Origin of the sequence: Nocardia sp. BMG51109 (assembly GCF_000526215.1) — a bacterium.
Taxonomy (GTDB): domain Bacteria; phylum Actinomycetota; class Actinomycetes; order Mycobacteriales; family Mycobacteriaceae; genus Nocardia.
On the sequence record NZ_JAFQ01000004.1, the window covers coordinates 4,854,995 to 4,869,719 of the forward strand.

12 protein-coding genes are annotated in these 14,725 nt (G+C 66.5%); 8 read left to right on the forward strand and 4 right to left on the reverse strand.

Annotation, left to right across the window (positions count from 1 at the left end; genetic code table 11):
- The first annotated feature begins 130 nt into the window (after positions 1 to 130).
- Together D892_RS42015 and D892_RS0123295 are read left to right on the forward strand one after the other, a co-directional pair.
- Positions 131 to 2,059: a glycosyltransferase gene (locus D892_RS42015; RefSeq protein WP_198036976.1), complete on the forward strand. Its 1,929-nt coding sequence runs from the start codon at positions 131 to 133 to the stop codon at positions 2,057 to 2,059.
- A complete protein-coding gene (locus D892_RS0123295; RefSeq protein WP_024803536.1) occupies positions 2,056 to 3,231 on the forward strand; it encodes an endo-1,4-beta-xylanase in 1,176 nt (391 codons plus the stop codon). The genes D892_RS42015 and D892_RS0123295 overlap by 4 nt, the downstream gene beginning before the upstream one ends.
- 1 nt (position 3,232) lies before the next feature.
- Here the strand turns inward: D892_RS0123295 and ribA are convergent, their stop codons facing one another.
- Positions 3,233 to 3,823: a GTP cyclohydrolase II RibA gene (ribA, locus tag D892_RS0123300; RefSeq protein ID WP_084161196.1), complete on the reverse strand. Its 591-nt coding sequence runs from the start codon at positions 3,821 to 3,823 to the stop codon at positions 3,233 to 3,235.
- Positions 3,824 to 4,098: 275 nt separating this feature from the next.
- Here ribA and D892_RS0123310 point away from each other — a divergent pair, with 275 nt between their 5' ends.
- Both D892_RS0123310 and D892_RS0123315 read left to right on the forward strand, forming a co-directional pair.
- On the forward strand, positions 4,099 to 5,514 hold the full coding sequence (locus D892_RS0123310; protein ID WP_024803538.1) for a cytochrome P450: 1,416 nt from the start codon (positions 4,099 to 4,101) through the stop codon (positions 5,512 to 5,514).
- Between the two features lie 15 nt (positions 5,515 to 5,529).
- On the forward strand, positions 5,530 to 6,561 hold the full coding sequence (locus D892_RS0123315) for a hypothetical protein (protein ID WP_024803539.1): 1,032 nt from the start codon (positions 5,530 to 5,532) through the stop codon (positions 6,559 to 6,561).
- 42 nt (positions 6,562 to 6,603) lie between these two features.
- Here D892_RS0123315 and D892_RS0123320 read toward each other — a convergent pair whose 3' ends face one another.
- Together D892_RS0123320 and D892_RS0123325 are read right to left on the reverse strand one after the other, a co-directional pair.
- Complete coding sequence (locus D892_RS0123320) at positions 6,604 to 7,419, reverse strand: SAM-dependent methyltransferase (RefSeq protein ID WP_024803540.1); 816 nt, start codon at positions 7,417 to 7,419, stop codon at positions 6,604 to 6,606.
- A 125-nt stretch (positions 7,420 to 7,544) separates the two neighbouring features.
- Entirely contained in the window at positions 7,545 to 8,099 is a 555-nt protein-coding gene (locus D892_RS0123325; RefSeq protein ID WP_369801833.1) for a TetR/AcrR family transcriptional regulator, read from the reverse strand.
- A 187-nt stretch (positions 8,100 to 8,286) separates the two neighbouring features.
- On the opposite strand from D892_RS0123325, the gene D892_RS0123330 reads away from it, so the two are divergent.
- From D892_RS0123330 to D892_RS0123345, 4 genes are all read left to right on the forward strand, one after another.
- On the forward strand, positions 8,287 to 9,345 hold the full coding sequence (locus D892_RS0123330; RefSeq protein ID WP_024803542.1) for a Rieske 2Fe-2S domain-containing protein: 1,059 nt from the start codon (positions 8,287 to 8,289) through the stop codon (positions 9,343 to 9,345).
- 64 nt (positions 9,346 to 9,409) lie between these two features.
- Positions 9,410 to 10,498: a dihydrodipicolinate reductase gene (locus D892_RS0123335; RefSeq protein ID WP_024803543.1), complete on the forward strand. Its 1,089-nt coding sequence runs from the start codon at positions 9,410 to 9,412 to the stop codon at positions 10,496 to 10,498.
- 505 nt (positions 10,499 to 11,003) lie between these two features.
- A complete protein-coding gene (locus tag D892_RS0123340) occupies positions 11,004 to 12,101 on the forward strand; it encodes a cytochrome P450 (protein WP_156959650.1) in 1,098 nt (365 codons plus the stop codon).
- 130 nt (positions 12,102 to 12,231) lie between these two features.
- Positions 12,232 to 13,875, forward strand: coding sequence for an NAD(P)/FAD-dependent oxidoreductase (locus tag D892_RS0123345; protein ID WP_024803545.1), 1,644 nt, complete (start codon positions 12,232 to 12,234; stop codon positions 13,873 to 13,875).
- 91 nt (positions 13,876 to 13,966) lie between these two features.
- On the opposite strand, the gene D892_RS0123350 is transcribed toward D892_RS0123345, so the two are convergent.
- Positions 13,967 to 14,713 (reverse strand): nucleotidyltransferase family protein, encoded by a 747-nt coding sequence (locus D892_RS0123350; protein ID WP_024803546.1) that lies wholly within the window; start codon positions 14,711 to 14,713, stop codon positions 13,967 to 13,969.
- Positions 14,714 to 14,725 lie beyond the last annotated feature (12 nt).

Below are 14,725 nucleotides of genomic sequence, written 5' to 3' on the forward strand. Positions count from 1 at the left end.
GTTGTGGTTCGACCGAGTGTGTCTCCGAAATTGGCTGATTCTCGCCAATAGGCTGGCCGCCGCCGGTTGGCGATTCCGTTCGGACAGCAGTGGTCGTTGCGACGAAGAGGGGATTGTGGTGGACGGGACGATGGCTGAATCTCTGCGAATTTCGATAGAGACGATGTTCTTCGGCTGTGCGCTCGCCTTGGCCGTGTGCTCGGTGGCGGTCGTCGTGCGTCAGTTTTCGATGCGCATGCGGCGGCTGGATCCACTGGTGCCGACCGCCGCCTCGATCTGTTCACTGGCCGCTTGCTGGCCCTTCGTAGGGGCGAGCGCGGCGATGGTGGGGGCGTACGTCGCGGTGGCGTTGGTGCGGTACCGGTGCCGATATCTGCATCCGGGCGGTGCCGCCGTGGTGGTGTACGGCGCGTCGGCCACCGTGATGTCGACGATCTGGATCGGCTGTTATGCGTTCGCCCCCGGCTTCAGCGGGCCGACCCGGGTGCTCCTGCTGGGATTGGTGCTCGTGCTCGTGGCGTGCGCGCCGACCAGCCTGCTGCAGAGTTTCCTCGCCCTCGAATTCCTGTACCGGGATCACTGGTCGACCGTGCCTCGGCCGATCGTCCCGCCGCCCGGCGATTACCGGCCGCGCGTGTCGGTTCATCTGCCCTGTCACCGTGAGCCGCCCGACGTCGTGATAGCCACGCTCGACAGTCTCGCGCGACAGGACTACGACAATTTCGAGGTCGTGGTCATCGATAACAACACGAGCGATCCCGCGCTCTGGCGACCGGTCGAGGCGCACTGCCGCACCCTGGGCCCGCAGTTTCGTTTCTTTCACGTCGAAGGACTCACCGGAGCGAAGTCGGGTGCGCTGAACTACGCGCTGGAGCGCACCGACCCCGACGCCGAGTTGATCGGACTCGTCGACGCCGACTATCAGGCCACACCTGCTTTCCTGTCGGATCTGGTCGGTCACTTCCGGGACCCGCAGGTGGGATATGTCCAGTCGCGCTACGACTTTCGCGACTGGACCCACCGGCTGTTCCATCGCATGTGCTTCTGGGAGTACCGATTCGCGTTTCCGACGGTGATGCGCAGCCTGTACGAGCGGCAAGCCGGATTCCCGATGGGGACGATGGGAATTCTGCGCAAGTCGGCGCTGGTCGAGGTCGGGGGATGGGCCTGCTGGTCGCTGACGGAGGATTCCGAACTCGGCCTGCGCCTGCATGCCGCCGGATATCGGGCGGTCCTCGCACAGGAAAGCTACGGATACGGCCTGATTCCGGAACGGTTCTCCGACTATGCCAAGCAACGGTTCCGCTGGACCTACGGACCGGTCCAGACACTGAAACACCATTGGCGACTACTGGTGCCGAATCCGTGGGGACCACCCTCGTCGCTGTCGGCAAGCCAGCGCGTGCTCCAACTGCACTGGTCGACGGCGCATATATCGACGATGATCGGCGTCATGGTCGGCGGGCCGCTGACGGTGGGATTGGTGGCGTCGATCATATCGCACGGTGAGTCGTGGCCGGTCGGTGCGAATACCCTGCTGGCGGTCGGGCTCGCGGTCGCATTGCAGCCGTTGCTCCGATGGACCGCTGTCCACCGGGTCACGGGTGCGCACTGGTCGCAGATCGTTGCGGGTGCGTTCGCCTCGTCGTCGATCACCTACACCATCGCGATGTCCAATCTCAGCGCCTTGTTCACCAGCAACACCGCGTGGCGGCGGACCGATAAATTCCGCGCCCACCGTCGCGGATCGAGCTGGCGCGCAATCAGGTCCGCGCGAGCCGAGTTCATTTTCGGCGGGTGCCTCGCCGTTCTCGCGGTGATCGCGTTCGTGGTGGACCACCGCAGCGGGTTGGTGATTCTGGAAGCGATGATCGCGCTGCGGGCGTTCCGGCTGTTGACCGCGCCGATGGCGGCGGTGATCGCGGATGTCGCCATCGACCGGGACCTGCCCCGGGATGTCGCCGCCGATCGGCGACCGGCCGCCGAAGCAGCCGATCGGCGGCCCGCCGGCGACCTATCGGATGCGGCGGCCCTCGAGATCGGAGGGCGGTCGGTGTGACCGCGCTCGTTCGGCCGGCGCGGCCGCCCGGCCGCCGCATCCGGGACAGCCTGTCGGGACGCATGATCGCGCTACTGGCCTCGGGCGCCGCGTTCCTGATGACGGCGTCGATCGGCACGCCCGCCGTCGCGAGCGGTACGCCCGGGCAGTCGCGCGACGAGTTGCCGGTGACCCGGTCCGAGCAGACCTCGCCGCCGAATCTCGAGGAGTCCGAGTCGACTCGTTCGCTGGCCGATCGGGCGGGTGTCACCCTCGGAGCCGCCGTCGACGCGGAATATCTCGGCGAACCGGAGTACGCGCGAACCCTGCGGTCGACGTTCAACAGCGTGACCCCCGAGAACGAGCTGAAATGGAGTTCGATACATCCCCGGCGCGACGTCTGGGATTTCGCGCGGATGGATCGCATCGTCGAGTTCGCCACGGCGAACGGTCTCGCGGTGAAGGGCCACACCCTGCTCTGGGATCAGGCGAAAGGCGGTCATCTGCCGCAGTGGGTCCGCGAGATCACCGACCGCGACGAACTACTCGGCGTGGTGCGCGACCATATGCGGACGCTGTTCGAGCGTTATCGGGGCCGGGTCGACCGGTGGGATGTGGTGAACGAGCCGCTGGAAACGCACGGGACCGAGACGTACGCGAACCACTTCTACCGGGTCATCGGGCCCGATTACGTTGCCGAGGCATTCCGGATCGCACGCGAGCTCGACGGCGGCGCAAGGCTTTTCCTGAACGAGGGCGCCATCGAATACGATCCGGCGAAAATCGAAGCTCTCGAGCGGGTGGTCCGGAAGTTGAAGCGGGAGGGCGTCCCCGTCGACGGTGTGGGCCTGCAATCCCATCTCGTGCACGGCGCCGTGCCGGACGGCTATGCGGCGATGCTGGCCGACCTGCGTTCGGCCGGGGTCGACGTCGCGGTCACCGAGCTGGACATTCCCGTCCGGGACCACACGTCCGACCCGCTCCGTACCCAAGCCGAGGCGTACCGGAAGGTGTTCGAGGCATGCCTCGCCGTGGAGTGTCACGACATCACGACATGGGGGTTCACCGACAAGTACACCTGGATCGACGACTTTCTCGGTGCGGGGTGTGCGCCGCTGCCGTTCGATGCCCGATACCGGCCCAAACCGGCGCTGTTCGCTATTCGAGAGGCCCTGAACGAAACCGGCGGGTAGGTCAGGCGCCGGTCGGTACGGGCGGGTTGGCCGCCGTTATCTCGATGCCGTACGCACGCAATTGCCGGATCTTGTCGCGATTGCCGGTGAGCAACTCGATCCGCGGCATGCCCAGGGCGAAAAGCATTTGTGCCGCCACCCGATAGTCCCGCTCGTCGGCATCGTGCCCGAGTATGCGGTTGGCCTCGTAGGTGTCGTATCCGGCGTCCTGAACCAGGTAGGCGTCGAGTTTGTTGTACAAACCGATGCCACGGCCCTCCTGGCGCAGGTACAGCAGCGCGCCGCCGCGCTGCGCGATTCGAATCAGCGAATGCCGCAGCTCCGGCCCGCATCGGCAACGGTCGCAACCGAATACATCGCCGGTCAGGCATTCGCTGTGCACCCGGACCAGCGGGACATCCCGATGCGGCCGGGCGGGGCGGGCGGGAACTATCGCCAGATGCTCGCGCCCGTCGACGAGATGGTCGAACGTGACGAGTTCGGCGTCGGCTCGGACGCCGCGCGACAGCACGGCGGGAATTCGCGCGCGTATTCTCGCCCGGGGTATTCCGGAACTCGGTGATCTGGGCGGGACGATCGGTGTGAGCGTCATCGTGACAGCATTCCGATACACCTCACGGGTTTCGTGACAGCGCCGCCACCGTGTTCGGAGCGAGAGGTGGCCGACGGAATCGAATCGGATGGGCATCAACACGGTCGGTGGACGACAGATTCGGCAACGCCGGGATCGTGCCTTCGATATGCGTCTCACGCATCTCGGCCATACACGAGATGCCGGTGCCCACCGCCGACGGCGGTAAGACACTGGGATCGTACCTGCCTCATCGCAGGTGACCGACTCGGACACACCGAAATCGGAAGGGAAACATGGCGTCCGCATCTACGATTCCACGAGCCCCCGGCCGTGTGCCCGTGCTCGGGCACGCCGTCCCGCTGTTGACCGCCCCGCTCGACTTCCTCGAGTCGCTACCCGAGCACGGCGATCTCGTCGAAGTCCGCATCGGCCCCGCGACCGCGATCGTGGTCTGCGACCCGGCATCGACGCGCCGGGTGCTGCGCGACGATCGCACGTTCGACAAGGGCGGACCGCTGTTCGATCGGGCGCGGGAGGTCCTGGGCAACGGGCTGGCCAGCTGCCCGTACGACATGCACAGGCGGCAGCGGCGCCTGGTCCAGCCCGCGTTCCGCCCCGCCCGGCTGGCGCGGTATGCGGACGCCATGACGGCCCGCATCGCGGAGCTGACCGAATCCTGGTGTGGTGGACAGACAGTCGATGTCGTCCCGGAGATGCAGGCCCTCACCGCTCGTGTCACGGTCGAGACGATGTTCGCCGACTCCCTGGAGCCCGCCGAACTGCGGGCGGCGCTGGACGACCTGACCACGATCGCCACCGGCTGGTACCGCCGCATGTTCCAGCCGTCCGCCCTGCGGCGGCTGCCCAGCCGCGGCAGCCGCCGCTATCGGCGAGCGAACGCACGCCTGCGCGGCCTCGTCGACCGGCTCGTCGCGGATCGCCGCGCCGCCGGTGTCGACAGCGGAGGTCTCGAGAGCGGAGGTCTCGAGAGCGGGGATCTGTTGTCGGCGTTGCTGTCCGCCCGCGATCCCGAGGGCGACGGCGGTGGCCTGACCGATGCCGAGATCGCCGATCAGATCATGACGTTCTTCATCGGCGGGACCGAGACCACGGCGAACGTGTTGGCGTGGGCGCTGTATGCCCTCGGCCGGCATCCGGACATCGCGGACCGGGTAGCGGACGAGGCGGACGCCGTCCTCGCCGGCCGGCCGGCGCGCCACCCCGATCTGCCTCGGCTCCCGGTGACCGGCCGGGTGATCACGGAGACCATGCGGCTGTGGCCGCCCGCATGGATGATCACCCGGACGACCCGCACTCGCACACAGCTCGGCGGATACCCGATCGAGCCCGGTACCACCGTGGTCTTCAGCCCTTACCTGCTGCATCGCCGGCCCGGTGCCTACCCGGATCCCGAGCGGTTCGATCCCGATCGCTGGTCACCCGATCGACCGTCCTCCGTTCCGCGCGAGGCATTCATTCCTTTCGGCGACGGTGCCCGCAGATGCCTGGGCGACAATTTCGGCAAGACCGAGGCCGCGCTCACGCTGGCGACCATCGCCGGTCGGTGGCGGCTCGAGCCGATATCCGGAACGCATGTCCGGCCCGCCATCGGCACGTTCATGAGCCCGCGGGGTTTGCGGATGCGCGCGGTGGCTCGGCACGGGTGCCGGGGTGCCGGCCTGATTCGGAAAATCGATGGAGCACGGTAGCTGTCTGGAGGCCGGATGCAACAGTTCTACGACCACCTCGAAATCTCGCCGATCGAGCTGCCGTTTCCAGTGGCGAGGAGAAATCCGCGTGCCGGCCGTGCCGATGTCGAGACCAGGAGGTGGCTCTACGACAAGGGGCTGCTGCGGAGTCCCGCGGCCAGGCGTCGTTGCGTGCACCAGAATTACGGTTCCCTGATGGCGTACGCGTATCCCCGGGCAACCCGGGAAAGTCTTGCGTTGTGCCAGAAATGGCTCACCATCGGGTTCTTCTTCGACGATATCTGCACCGAAGGTGATCCGTCGCCCGGGGAGATGCACTCGGCGGTGGCGCGCATCGCGGAGACGTTGGAGTCGGGCTCGGTGGTGGGCGGCCGGTCCGATGGGCCGTGTCTGCGGGCGCTGGCCGAGCTGCGGCAGGTGACCCTGGCCGGGCGGTCGCCCGCCTGGTGCGACCGGTTCCTGCGGAATGCCCTCGACTTCTACGAGGGATTTCTCGAAGAGTTCCGAAACCAGACCGCGGGGAGCGCCGGGAGCATCGGAGACTACATCGCCTTGCGGCGCAAGACGGTCGGCATGACGCATGCCTTCGACTTGATGGAGATCGCCGAACGGACCGAGCTACCGGAAAGGCTCTACGACTGCCCGGAATGGGCGGGGCTCCGGGATGCCACCATCGATGTTATCGCTTACATCAACGACATTCTCGGTTTGCAGAAGGAACTGATCCACGGCGAGGTGAACAACCTCGTCCTGGTCATCGAGAATTCCGCCGCGGTGGACCGTGCCGAGGCCGTGGCCCGTGCCCGGGCACTGCTCGAATCCCGCCTCGCGGACTACCTGCGGCTGGAGCAGTCGTTGCCCGAGGCGTTCGCCCGGCTCGAACTCGGCGGCACCGTCGAAGCCGGCGCCCGGCGGTGCGTGGCCGGTTACCGCGACTGGATGGCGGGTTACCTGCATTGGCACCTGTCGGAAACCTCGCGATACGAGGGTGCGGGAAAGGCGTCGAGCCAGGAACTCAGCTGTCTGGAAAACATGATGGGAGCCTGACCGAACTTGCCGCCGGCGACACGGCCGATCAGCTGATCGTCGTCACGGCTTGCGGCCGACGGCTCCGTACATCGCGATATCGGCATCGTCGATACTGCCGATGTCGATCGGGTCGGGGCGCCACTTGTGCATCTGCACCAGGCCGGGCTCCTCGAGTTCGAGACCCTCGAAGAAACGCTCGGCCTGTTCCTTCGGGCGCCATCGCAGGGTCTCGCCGTGTGCGTGGTACTCCTCGCGGACCTTGGCGAGGGGTTCGGGGGCGAAATCGTCGGTGGCGATGGTCGCGGCGAAATAGCTTCCCGGCGGCAGGACGTCGATCACGTGCCGGGCGACGCGCAGCGCCTCGTCGTCGTCCTCGATGAAGTGCAGCATGGCGATCAGCATCAGCCCGATGGGCTGGTCGAGGTCGAGGGTGTCGCGCAGCTGCGGGGCGGCGAGTATCTTTTCCGGCTCGCGCATGTCGGCGTCGATGTACGCCGTCTTCCCGTGGCCGTTCCCGGTCATCAGCGCCCGGGCGTGGGCGAGCACGATCGGGTCGTTGTCGGCGTACACGACGCACGCGTCGGGCACGACCGCCTGCACGACCTCGTGCAGGTTGGGCTGGGTGGGGATGCCGGTCCCGATATCCAGGAACTGGCGGACGCCGCGCTCGGCGGCCAGGAACCGGCCCGCCCGGTGCATGAACGCCCGGTTGGCCCGCATATGGGTGCGCAGCGCCGGCCACACGCGCAGGGACGCCTCGGCGGCCTCGCGATCGGCCTCGAAGTTGTCCTTGCCGCCCAGGATGTAGTCGTAGATGCGGGCGCCGTGCGCCCGATCGAGTCCTAGGTCGATCCCCGCGTCGCCTGGCTCGTTCATGATTCTCGCTCCGTTCCGTTGCCGACCATGATCGTCTTCTCGATCCTATGGTCTCCGCGCAACCGTTCGGTCACGGGACGAACACCGTGCCGCACAAGCGGTTCTGTCGTCGGTTGTCGAGGTCGTCAGTTGTCGAGGTAGGCGACCAGGGCGCCGATCAGGCCGTCGAGGGCGTCGTCCAGGTCGCCGTAGGTCCCGAGGGTGCGTTCGGAGGTGATGCCGCGCATGGCCGCGGGGATCAGGGCGGCCACCCGGCGGATCTTGGCCGGGTCGGGGTTCAGGTCGGCGAAGGCTCGTTCACAGGCCTTGTCCCAGTTGGGTTTCCAGGAGGCCAGTTCGGCGGCGGTGAGGGGGTAGTCGCGTTCCAGCTCCGCGTGGTCGCGGGGGAGCGCGGCGCGCAGGGTCTCGATGGCCAGGGACTCCGGCCTGCGCAGGCCGGTCGCCATCGCCTTGATCAGGGCCGACACCCGTTCGTGCAGGGTGCCGTCCGGTTTGATGCCGGCCGGGAGGTCGCCGCGCTTGTCGGCCGTGTGACGCAGCACCGCCGCCCACAGACCGTCGATATCGCCGAACTGGTACTTGATCACGCCCCAGGTCGCGCCGATATCGCGGGCGATCCGGTTGCCCGACACGGCCGCGGGATCGCCCGTCGCCAGCGAGGTGATCGCCGCCTCGAGCATGCTCTCCCGGGAGGCGATGCCGCGCTTGTTCGCGCGTCGCCCGGTGGTGGCCGTATCCGTCACGACCGCCGATTCTACTGGTCCTGATCAGGGCGCTTCGGTTCCGCAGAGGTCTCTTGCCTTCTTTCAAAGAGGGTTCTATTCTTGTGCCGGAGCAAGCGGCCCCTCGAGCGCCTGGAGGATCGGGATGGCAAAACCGCCCCTGTCGATGGAGCCGACGGGCTGGTTTCAGGTGGCGTGGAGCGCCGAGATCGAGGTCGGCGCCGTGCACAAGATGAAGTACTTCGGGCGCGAAATGGTCGCCTGGCGTTCGGCTTCCGGCCGGATCGCGGTATTCGACGCCTACTGCGAACATCTCGGCGCGCACCTCGGATACGGCGGGCACGTCGAGGGCGAAAGTCTCGTCTGCCCGTTCCACGGGTGGGAATGGAATCGCGAGGGGCGCAACGTGTGCATCCCGTACGAGAACCACCCGAACAAGGTGCGGCGGATCCGCAGCTACCCCGTGGCCGAGCGGAACGAGGCGGTGTGGATCTGGTACGACATCGACGGCCGCGCACCGTATTTCGAGGTGCCGGACATCTTCGAGGCATTCGGCGACGGCAGGACCGCCGCCGACTACTACCCGCCCGTGCCCGCGGCCACGCTGTTGCGGCAGGGGCTGGAGCTGCATCCGCAGTACATCATGGAGAACGGCGTCGACTTCGCGCACTTCAAGTTCGTGCACAAGACGCCGTTCGTCCCGGAGTTCACCCGGCACGACTTCTCCGGCCCGGTCTCCTACGTCGACTTCACCATCGCCTTCGACGAGGGCGTGGCCGAGGACCAGGTCAACAGCGGAGTCGAGTCGATCAACGCCGGGTTGGGCTGTTCGATCACCAAGAGCTGGGGCATGGTCGACAACCGCACCATGCCCGCGGTGACACCCGTGGACGAGCACACCTCGGACGTGCGCTTCACCGTGTGGATCGGGCGCAGGCCCGGCGACGACGCCGCCGAGATCGGCCGGTACGGAAAGACCATGGCGGACTTCGTGATCGAGCAGTTCGAGGCGGATATCCACATCTGGGCGCACCAGCGGTACTCCGACCCGCCCGCGTTGTCGCCCAAGGAGTACAAGGGGTTCAAGGCACTGCGCGAATGGGCGACGCAGTTCTACCCCGGCGGCGCCCCGACCGGTACGCCGCGCGGGCCGGAGAGCGGCGCCGTCGAATCCTCCCCGGGCCCGGCGGCGACTCGGGCCTGATCCGCGAGACCTGTTCCGGCGGCAGGTGATCGGCCGCCCGTAGACGAGCGAAAGGCAGCACAGCATGAGTGTCACCGCGGACAAGGTCCGGGTGTTCCAGGTCGCGACCGGCAACCTCGGCACCGAGACGATCGGCCGCATCCGCAATCATCCGGATCTGGAACTCGTTGGGCTGCACTGCTATTCACCGGACAAGATCGGGCGCGACGCGGGCGAGATCGCCGGCATCGGGCCGATCGGGGTGATCGCCACCGGCTCGGTCGAGGAGATTCTCGCCGCCCGCCCCGACGTGCTCACCTTCCACGGCGTGTTCCCGGACGAGGATCTCTACGAGAAGGTGCTCGAGGCGGGCATCAACGTGGTGACCACCGCGGACTGGATCACCGGCTTCCACCGCGACACCAACCACCCGCATCCCTCGGGCAGGAGGGTCAGCGAGGTGATCCAGGCCGCGTGCGAGCGCGGCAGCGCGACCTTCTACGGCACCGGCATGAATCCCGGCCTGGCGCAGATCCTCGGAATCGTCCACACCGCAGACGTTTCCGAGATCGAGAACGTCACCGTCACCGAATCGGTCGACGTCTCCTGCCATCATTCCGTCGACACCTGGAAGGCCGTCGGCTACGGCCGGCCGGTCGACGACCCGACCATCCCGGACTCTCTCTACAAGTACACCGCGGTCTTCGCCGACGCGGTCTACCTGATGGCCGACGCCTTCGACCTGGAACTCGACGAGGTGACATTCGGCTACGAGCTCGGCGCCTGCACCAAGGACATCGACCTCGGCTGGTACCGGCTGCCCAAGGGTTCCCTGGGCGCCAACTACATCAGGTACCGGGGCCTGGTCGACGGCGTCCCGCGGGTGGAAACCCACCTCGAGTGGCAGATGACCCCGCACACCGACCCGGCATGGAACATCAAGGGCTGCTACATCACCCAGGTGACCGGCGACCCGAACATCTACAGCAAACACATGATCTTCCCCCGCGAGGGCATGGACCTCTCGAACCCGGAGAACTTCGCCTCGATCGGCATGACGGTCACCGGCATGCCCGCCCTCAACGCGATCAGGGCGGTCGTAGCCGCCCGCCCGGGCATCATCACCAGCGCAGACCTACCCTTGCGCGGCTTCGCCGGCCGCTTCGCACTCTGACCCTGCCGTATTCCAGTCGCAGCAAACATGGTCGCTCGGTTTGCCGGCGGGGAGTAACCAACCGGTGAGTGTCCGATCGTGTGGTCGGTGGTTCATGATCACGATGCGAGTCGCGCCTGGCAGACAACCGAATGCCGGCGCCGGCTCGCTAGCCTTCGGTTCGCGGAACGATGGGCACGAACTCGCCGACAGCTACACGCAAGCAACAAGTTACCGTGCTGGTTTCCGCTAAAGACGTTGCACTGCAACAATTTCCGGTAAGGTCCCGGAACGTGCTCACACCACAACAAATGCCAGGCCGTCCCGCAGCAGGCAGAAAGGGACACAACGCGGCACCGAGCGCGAGGGTCACGCGTTGAGCAATACAGATCCGGGTTTGCCGGGCGGACCCCCGATCGCGTACAGGTCCCCGGTATCCGCCGACTCGCATGTTCGGCTGGATGCCCCCTCGTTCGCGGCCGATCCGCACCGCGCTTACGCAGGCATGCGACGTCACGGCCCGTTGGTGCCGATCGAGCTTTCGCCGGGGGTGCCGGCGACGCTCGTGATCGGGTACCAGGTGGCCGTGCAAATCCTCAACGACGAGCACCATTTCCCCGCCGACTCCCGCCGCTGGGAGAAGAACGCCGCCTCGGACTGCCCGCTGGTGCCGATGCTGGGCTATCGCCAGAATGCGCTGCGAACCGCGGGTGCGGAACACGAGCGGTACCGGCGCACCATCATCGCGGCGTTGGAAACCGTCGACCTGCACAAGGTGCACGACGCGGTCGCGCGGGCCGCCGAGGCGCTGATCAATACCTTCTGCGAGCACGGTACCGCCGACCTGCGGATGGACTACGCGTTTCCGCTGACCTTCCGGGTCCTGAGTGAGCTGATGGGTTTTCCCGAAGACGCCGCGGCCGCGGCCTACCAGGGGATGGCCGCGATGCTGGAGGGAGTGGGCGCCGAGGAGGGGCAGCAGCGTTTCGTCGAGGCTCTGATCGGAGTTGTCCAGCACAAGCAGGCCGAGCCGGGCGACGATCTGACCTCGGAGCTGCTGAGGCATCCCGACGGGCTCGATCTCATGGAGATGGTGAATCAGGCGGCGCTGCTGTTCTCGATGGGTACGGAGCCGACCTGCAATCTCATCCTCAACGCGCTGCTGCTGTTGATGACCGACGAGCAATACGGCGGTGAGGTCCTCAGCGGCGCCATGGCTACCCGGGACGCCATCGATGCCGTGCTGTTCGAGGACCCGCCGCTGGCGAACTGGTGCGTGAGCTACCCCAGACAGCCACAACTCGTCGGCGATGCGTGGCTACCGGCTGATCAACCGGTGGTCATCAGCTTGGCCGCGTGCAACAACGATCCCGCCGTCGCGGGCGGTGACCGCAGGGGCAACCGGTCGCACCTGGCATGGGGAGGCGGTCCGCACGCCTGCCCGGCCCAGTCCCTCGCCCGGACGATCACCTCGCAGGGCATCGACCTGCTGCTAGACGCCCTGCCGGACATCCGCTCGCAAGTACCTGCGCAGCAACTGGATTGGCGGCCGGGGCAGTTCCACCGTGCGTTGGCGGCGCTACCGGTTCGGTTTCCGGCGTGCCCGCCGATGCGTCTCGCCTGACGGACGAGGATCCGACCACCACATCACGCCCAGCTCTTCCCTCGGCCAGGCAACTGCCGGTTCGGCACGTAGTCGAGCCGAACCGCTGTCCGGGCGTCCCACGGCGACTCATTGAAAGGCAGGTCCCACGATGACAACGACCTCGGAGCACTCCGCATTCGCGACCGGGCAAGAGGCTCGCGAGATCGACGCAGTCGTCGTCGGAGCCGGATTCGCCGGGCTCCACATGCTGTACAAGTTGCGCGAACTCGGACTCTCGGTGCAGGTGTACGAAGCGGGTGACGGACTCGGCGGCACGTGGTACTGGAACCGCTATCCGGGCGCACGCGTCGACGTGAAGAGCGTGTACTACAACTACTCCTTCGACCCGGAGCTCGAGCAGGAGTGGGAGTGGACGGAGAAGTATCCGCCGCAGCCGGAGTTGCTCCGCTACATCAACCACGTCGCGGATCGTTTCGATCTGCGCAAGGACGTGCGGTTGCGGACCCGGGTCACCGCTGCGGTCTACGACGAGTCCGCCGCGCGGTGGCGGATCACGACCGATCAGGGCGAGGTCCTCTCGGCGCGGTTCGCGGTCATGGCGACAGGCTGTCTGTCGGTGGCGAAGATGGTGGAAGTTCCGGGCATCGAGACGTTCCGGGGCCGCAGCTTCCACACCGGCGACTGGCCCGAGCAGGAGGTGGACTTCACCGGCCGGCGGGTCGCGGTGATCGGCACCGGTTCCTCCGGGGTGCAGGTTATTCCGCTCGTCGCCGAAACGGCCGAGAAGCTCACCGTGTTCCAGCGAACCGCGAACTATGTTCTTCCCGCTCGCAATCACCCGATCGATCCCGAATTCCAGCGCGGGATCAAGTCTCGCTACCGCGATGTGCGCAAGGCCAACCGGGAATCGTCGTTCGGCATCGCGCAACCCGAGGCCACCAAGGGGGCGCTCGAGGTGAGCGAAGAGGAGCGCAATGCCTTCTACCGCAAGGTATGGGCGGACAAAGACAGCGAACTGGTCAGCATGATGGTCGGATTCACCGACACACTCTCCGACGAAGCCTCCAACGAGACCGCCGCCCAGTTCATCCGCGACCGAATCGCCGAGATCGTGACGGATCCGGCTGTCGCCCGGCTACTGCAGCCCGTCGGCTTCTTCGGCGTCAAGCGCCCGGTCCTGGGGACGGACTACTACGAGACCTTCAATCGTCCCAATGTCCGGCTCGTGGACGTTCGCGCGACCCCGCTCACCGAGGTCACCGAATCCGGACTTGCGACGACGGAGGAGAATTTCGAGTTCGACGACATCATCTACGCCACCGGATACGACGCGATGACCGGCGCGCTGGATGCGATCGACATTCGCGGCCGGGGTGGTGCGTCGCTGCGGGAGAAGTGGGCCGCCGGGCCCGTCACCTACCTCGGTCTCGCCGTGGCGGGCTTCCCGAACCTCTTCACGCTTACCGGCCCGGGTAGCCCCTCGGTCCTGTCGAACATGATGGTGTCCATCGAGCAGCACGTCGACTGGGTGGCGGACGCGATCGATACGATGCGGTCCAACGGCGTCACGACCATGGAGGCCGAGGTCGACGCGGAGCAGGAATGGACCCGACACGTCGGCGAAGCCGGCGATATGACGCTCTATCCGAAGGTGGACTCCTGGTACGTCGGGTCGAACGTGCCCGGCAAGCCGAGGGTGATGTACGCGTACATCGGCGGCGTCGGAGCATATCGCGAAAAATGCGACCAGGTCGCCGCCGACGACTACGACGGTTTCACTCTGACGCAGTAACCAAGGCACTGCCGGTGCCCTGCGTGTCAGACTGAGTTGAGTCCACTGGTCCACAGCAAATCGGCCCGACACGCACGGCCAGGGCCAGCTGCTATGCGTCGACTGCTGTGGTGCGGAACTGTTCCGGGAGGACTCGGCCGTGTTGTTTTACCTCCTGGGTGGCTGCGATGACGTCTTTCACGGTGTCGATGCCGCGCCAGTATCCGGCGAGCCGGTAGCCGATGAGTTGGCCGCCTTCGGCCAGCTTGGGGAAGGTGGTGTCTTCGTGGTCGCCGATGTCGGGCAGTTCGTCCACCACGTCGGGGTCGAAGACATAGATTCCGGCGTTGATCCAGTATGGCAGTTCCGGCGACTGGACGAAGCCGCGGATTTTGTCTCCGTCCAATTCGGCGACGCCCCAGTTCGATCGGTAGGGCGACAATGCGATGGTGACCGCGCCGTCGTGGGCATGGTGGAACTGCGCGAGGTCGGCGAGTGAGAACGTGGTGATCACGTCACCGTTCAGCACGAAAAACGGTGCATCCGGGTTGGCCAAATGTGTTGCGGCGTATTTCAATCCACCGCCCCGGCCGAGAGGCTCGTCCTCGATGGCGTAGTCGACGCGCAGGCCGAAGCGAGAACCGTCGCCCACGTAGTCGGTGATCATCTCGTGTTTGTAGCCACCGGAGATGGTGACCGCGTCCACGCCGTGTTCGGCCAGCCAGGCCAGTTGATAGCCGACGATCGGTGCGCCCGCGACGGGGACCATCGCTTTCGGGGCGTCGTCGGTGTAGGGCCTCATGCGGGTGGCTTGGCCGCCCGCCAGAATGAGGGCTTGGGTGACCGGTTGTGCGGGCAATGCGCCTCCTAT

Bases quoted from the DNA above. Each gene is read 5' to 3' on its own strand.
- D892_RS42015 (WP_198036976.1), top strand. From the start codon at position 131: ATGGCTGAATCTCTGCGAATTTCGATAGAGACGATGTTCTTCGGCTGT.
- ribA (WP_084161196.1), bottom strand. From the start codon at position 3,823: ATGACGCTCACACCGATCGTCCCGCCCAGATCACCGAGTTCCGGAATA.
- D892_RS0123310 (WP_024803538.1), top strand. From the start codon at position 4,099: ATGGCGTCCGCATCTACGATTCCACGAGCCCCCGGCCGTGTGCCCGTG.
- D892_RS0123315 (WP_024803539.1), top strand. From the start codon at position 5,530: ATGCAACAGTTCTACGACCACCTCGAAATCTCGCCGATCGAGCTGCCG.
- D892_RS0123320 (WP_024803540.1), bottom strand. From the start codon at position 7,419: ATGAACGAGCCAGGCGACGCGGGGATCGACCTAGGACTCGATCGGGCG.
- D892_RS0123325 (WP_369801833.1), bottom strand. From the start codon at position 8,099: ATGCTCGAGGCGGCGATCACCTCGCTGGCGACGGGCGATCCCGCGGCC.
- D892_RS0123330 (WP_024803542.1), top strand. From the start codon at position 8,287: ATGGCAAAACCGCCCCTGTCGATGGAGCCGACGGGCTGGTTTCAGGTG.
- D892_RS0123335 (WP_024803543.1), top strand. From the start codon at position 9,410: ATGAGTGTCACCGCGGACAAGGTCCGGGTGTTCCAGGTCGCGACCGGC.
- D892_RS0123345 (WP_024803545.1), top strand. From the start codon at position 12,232: ATGACAACGACCTCGGAGCACTCCGCATTCGCGACCGGGCAAGAGGCT.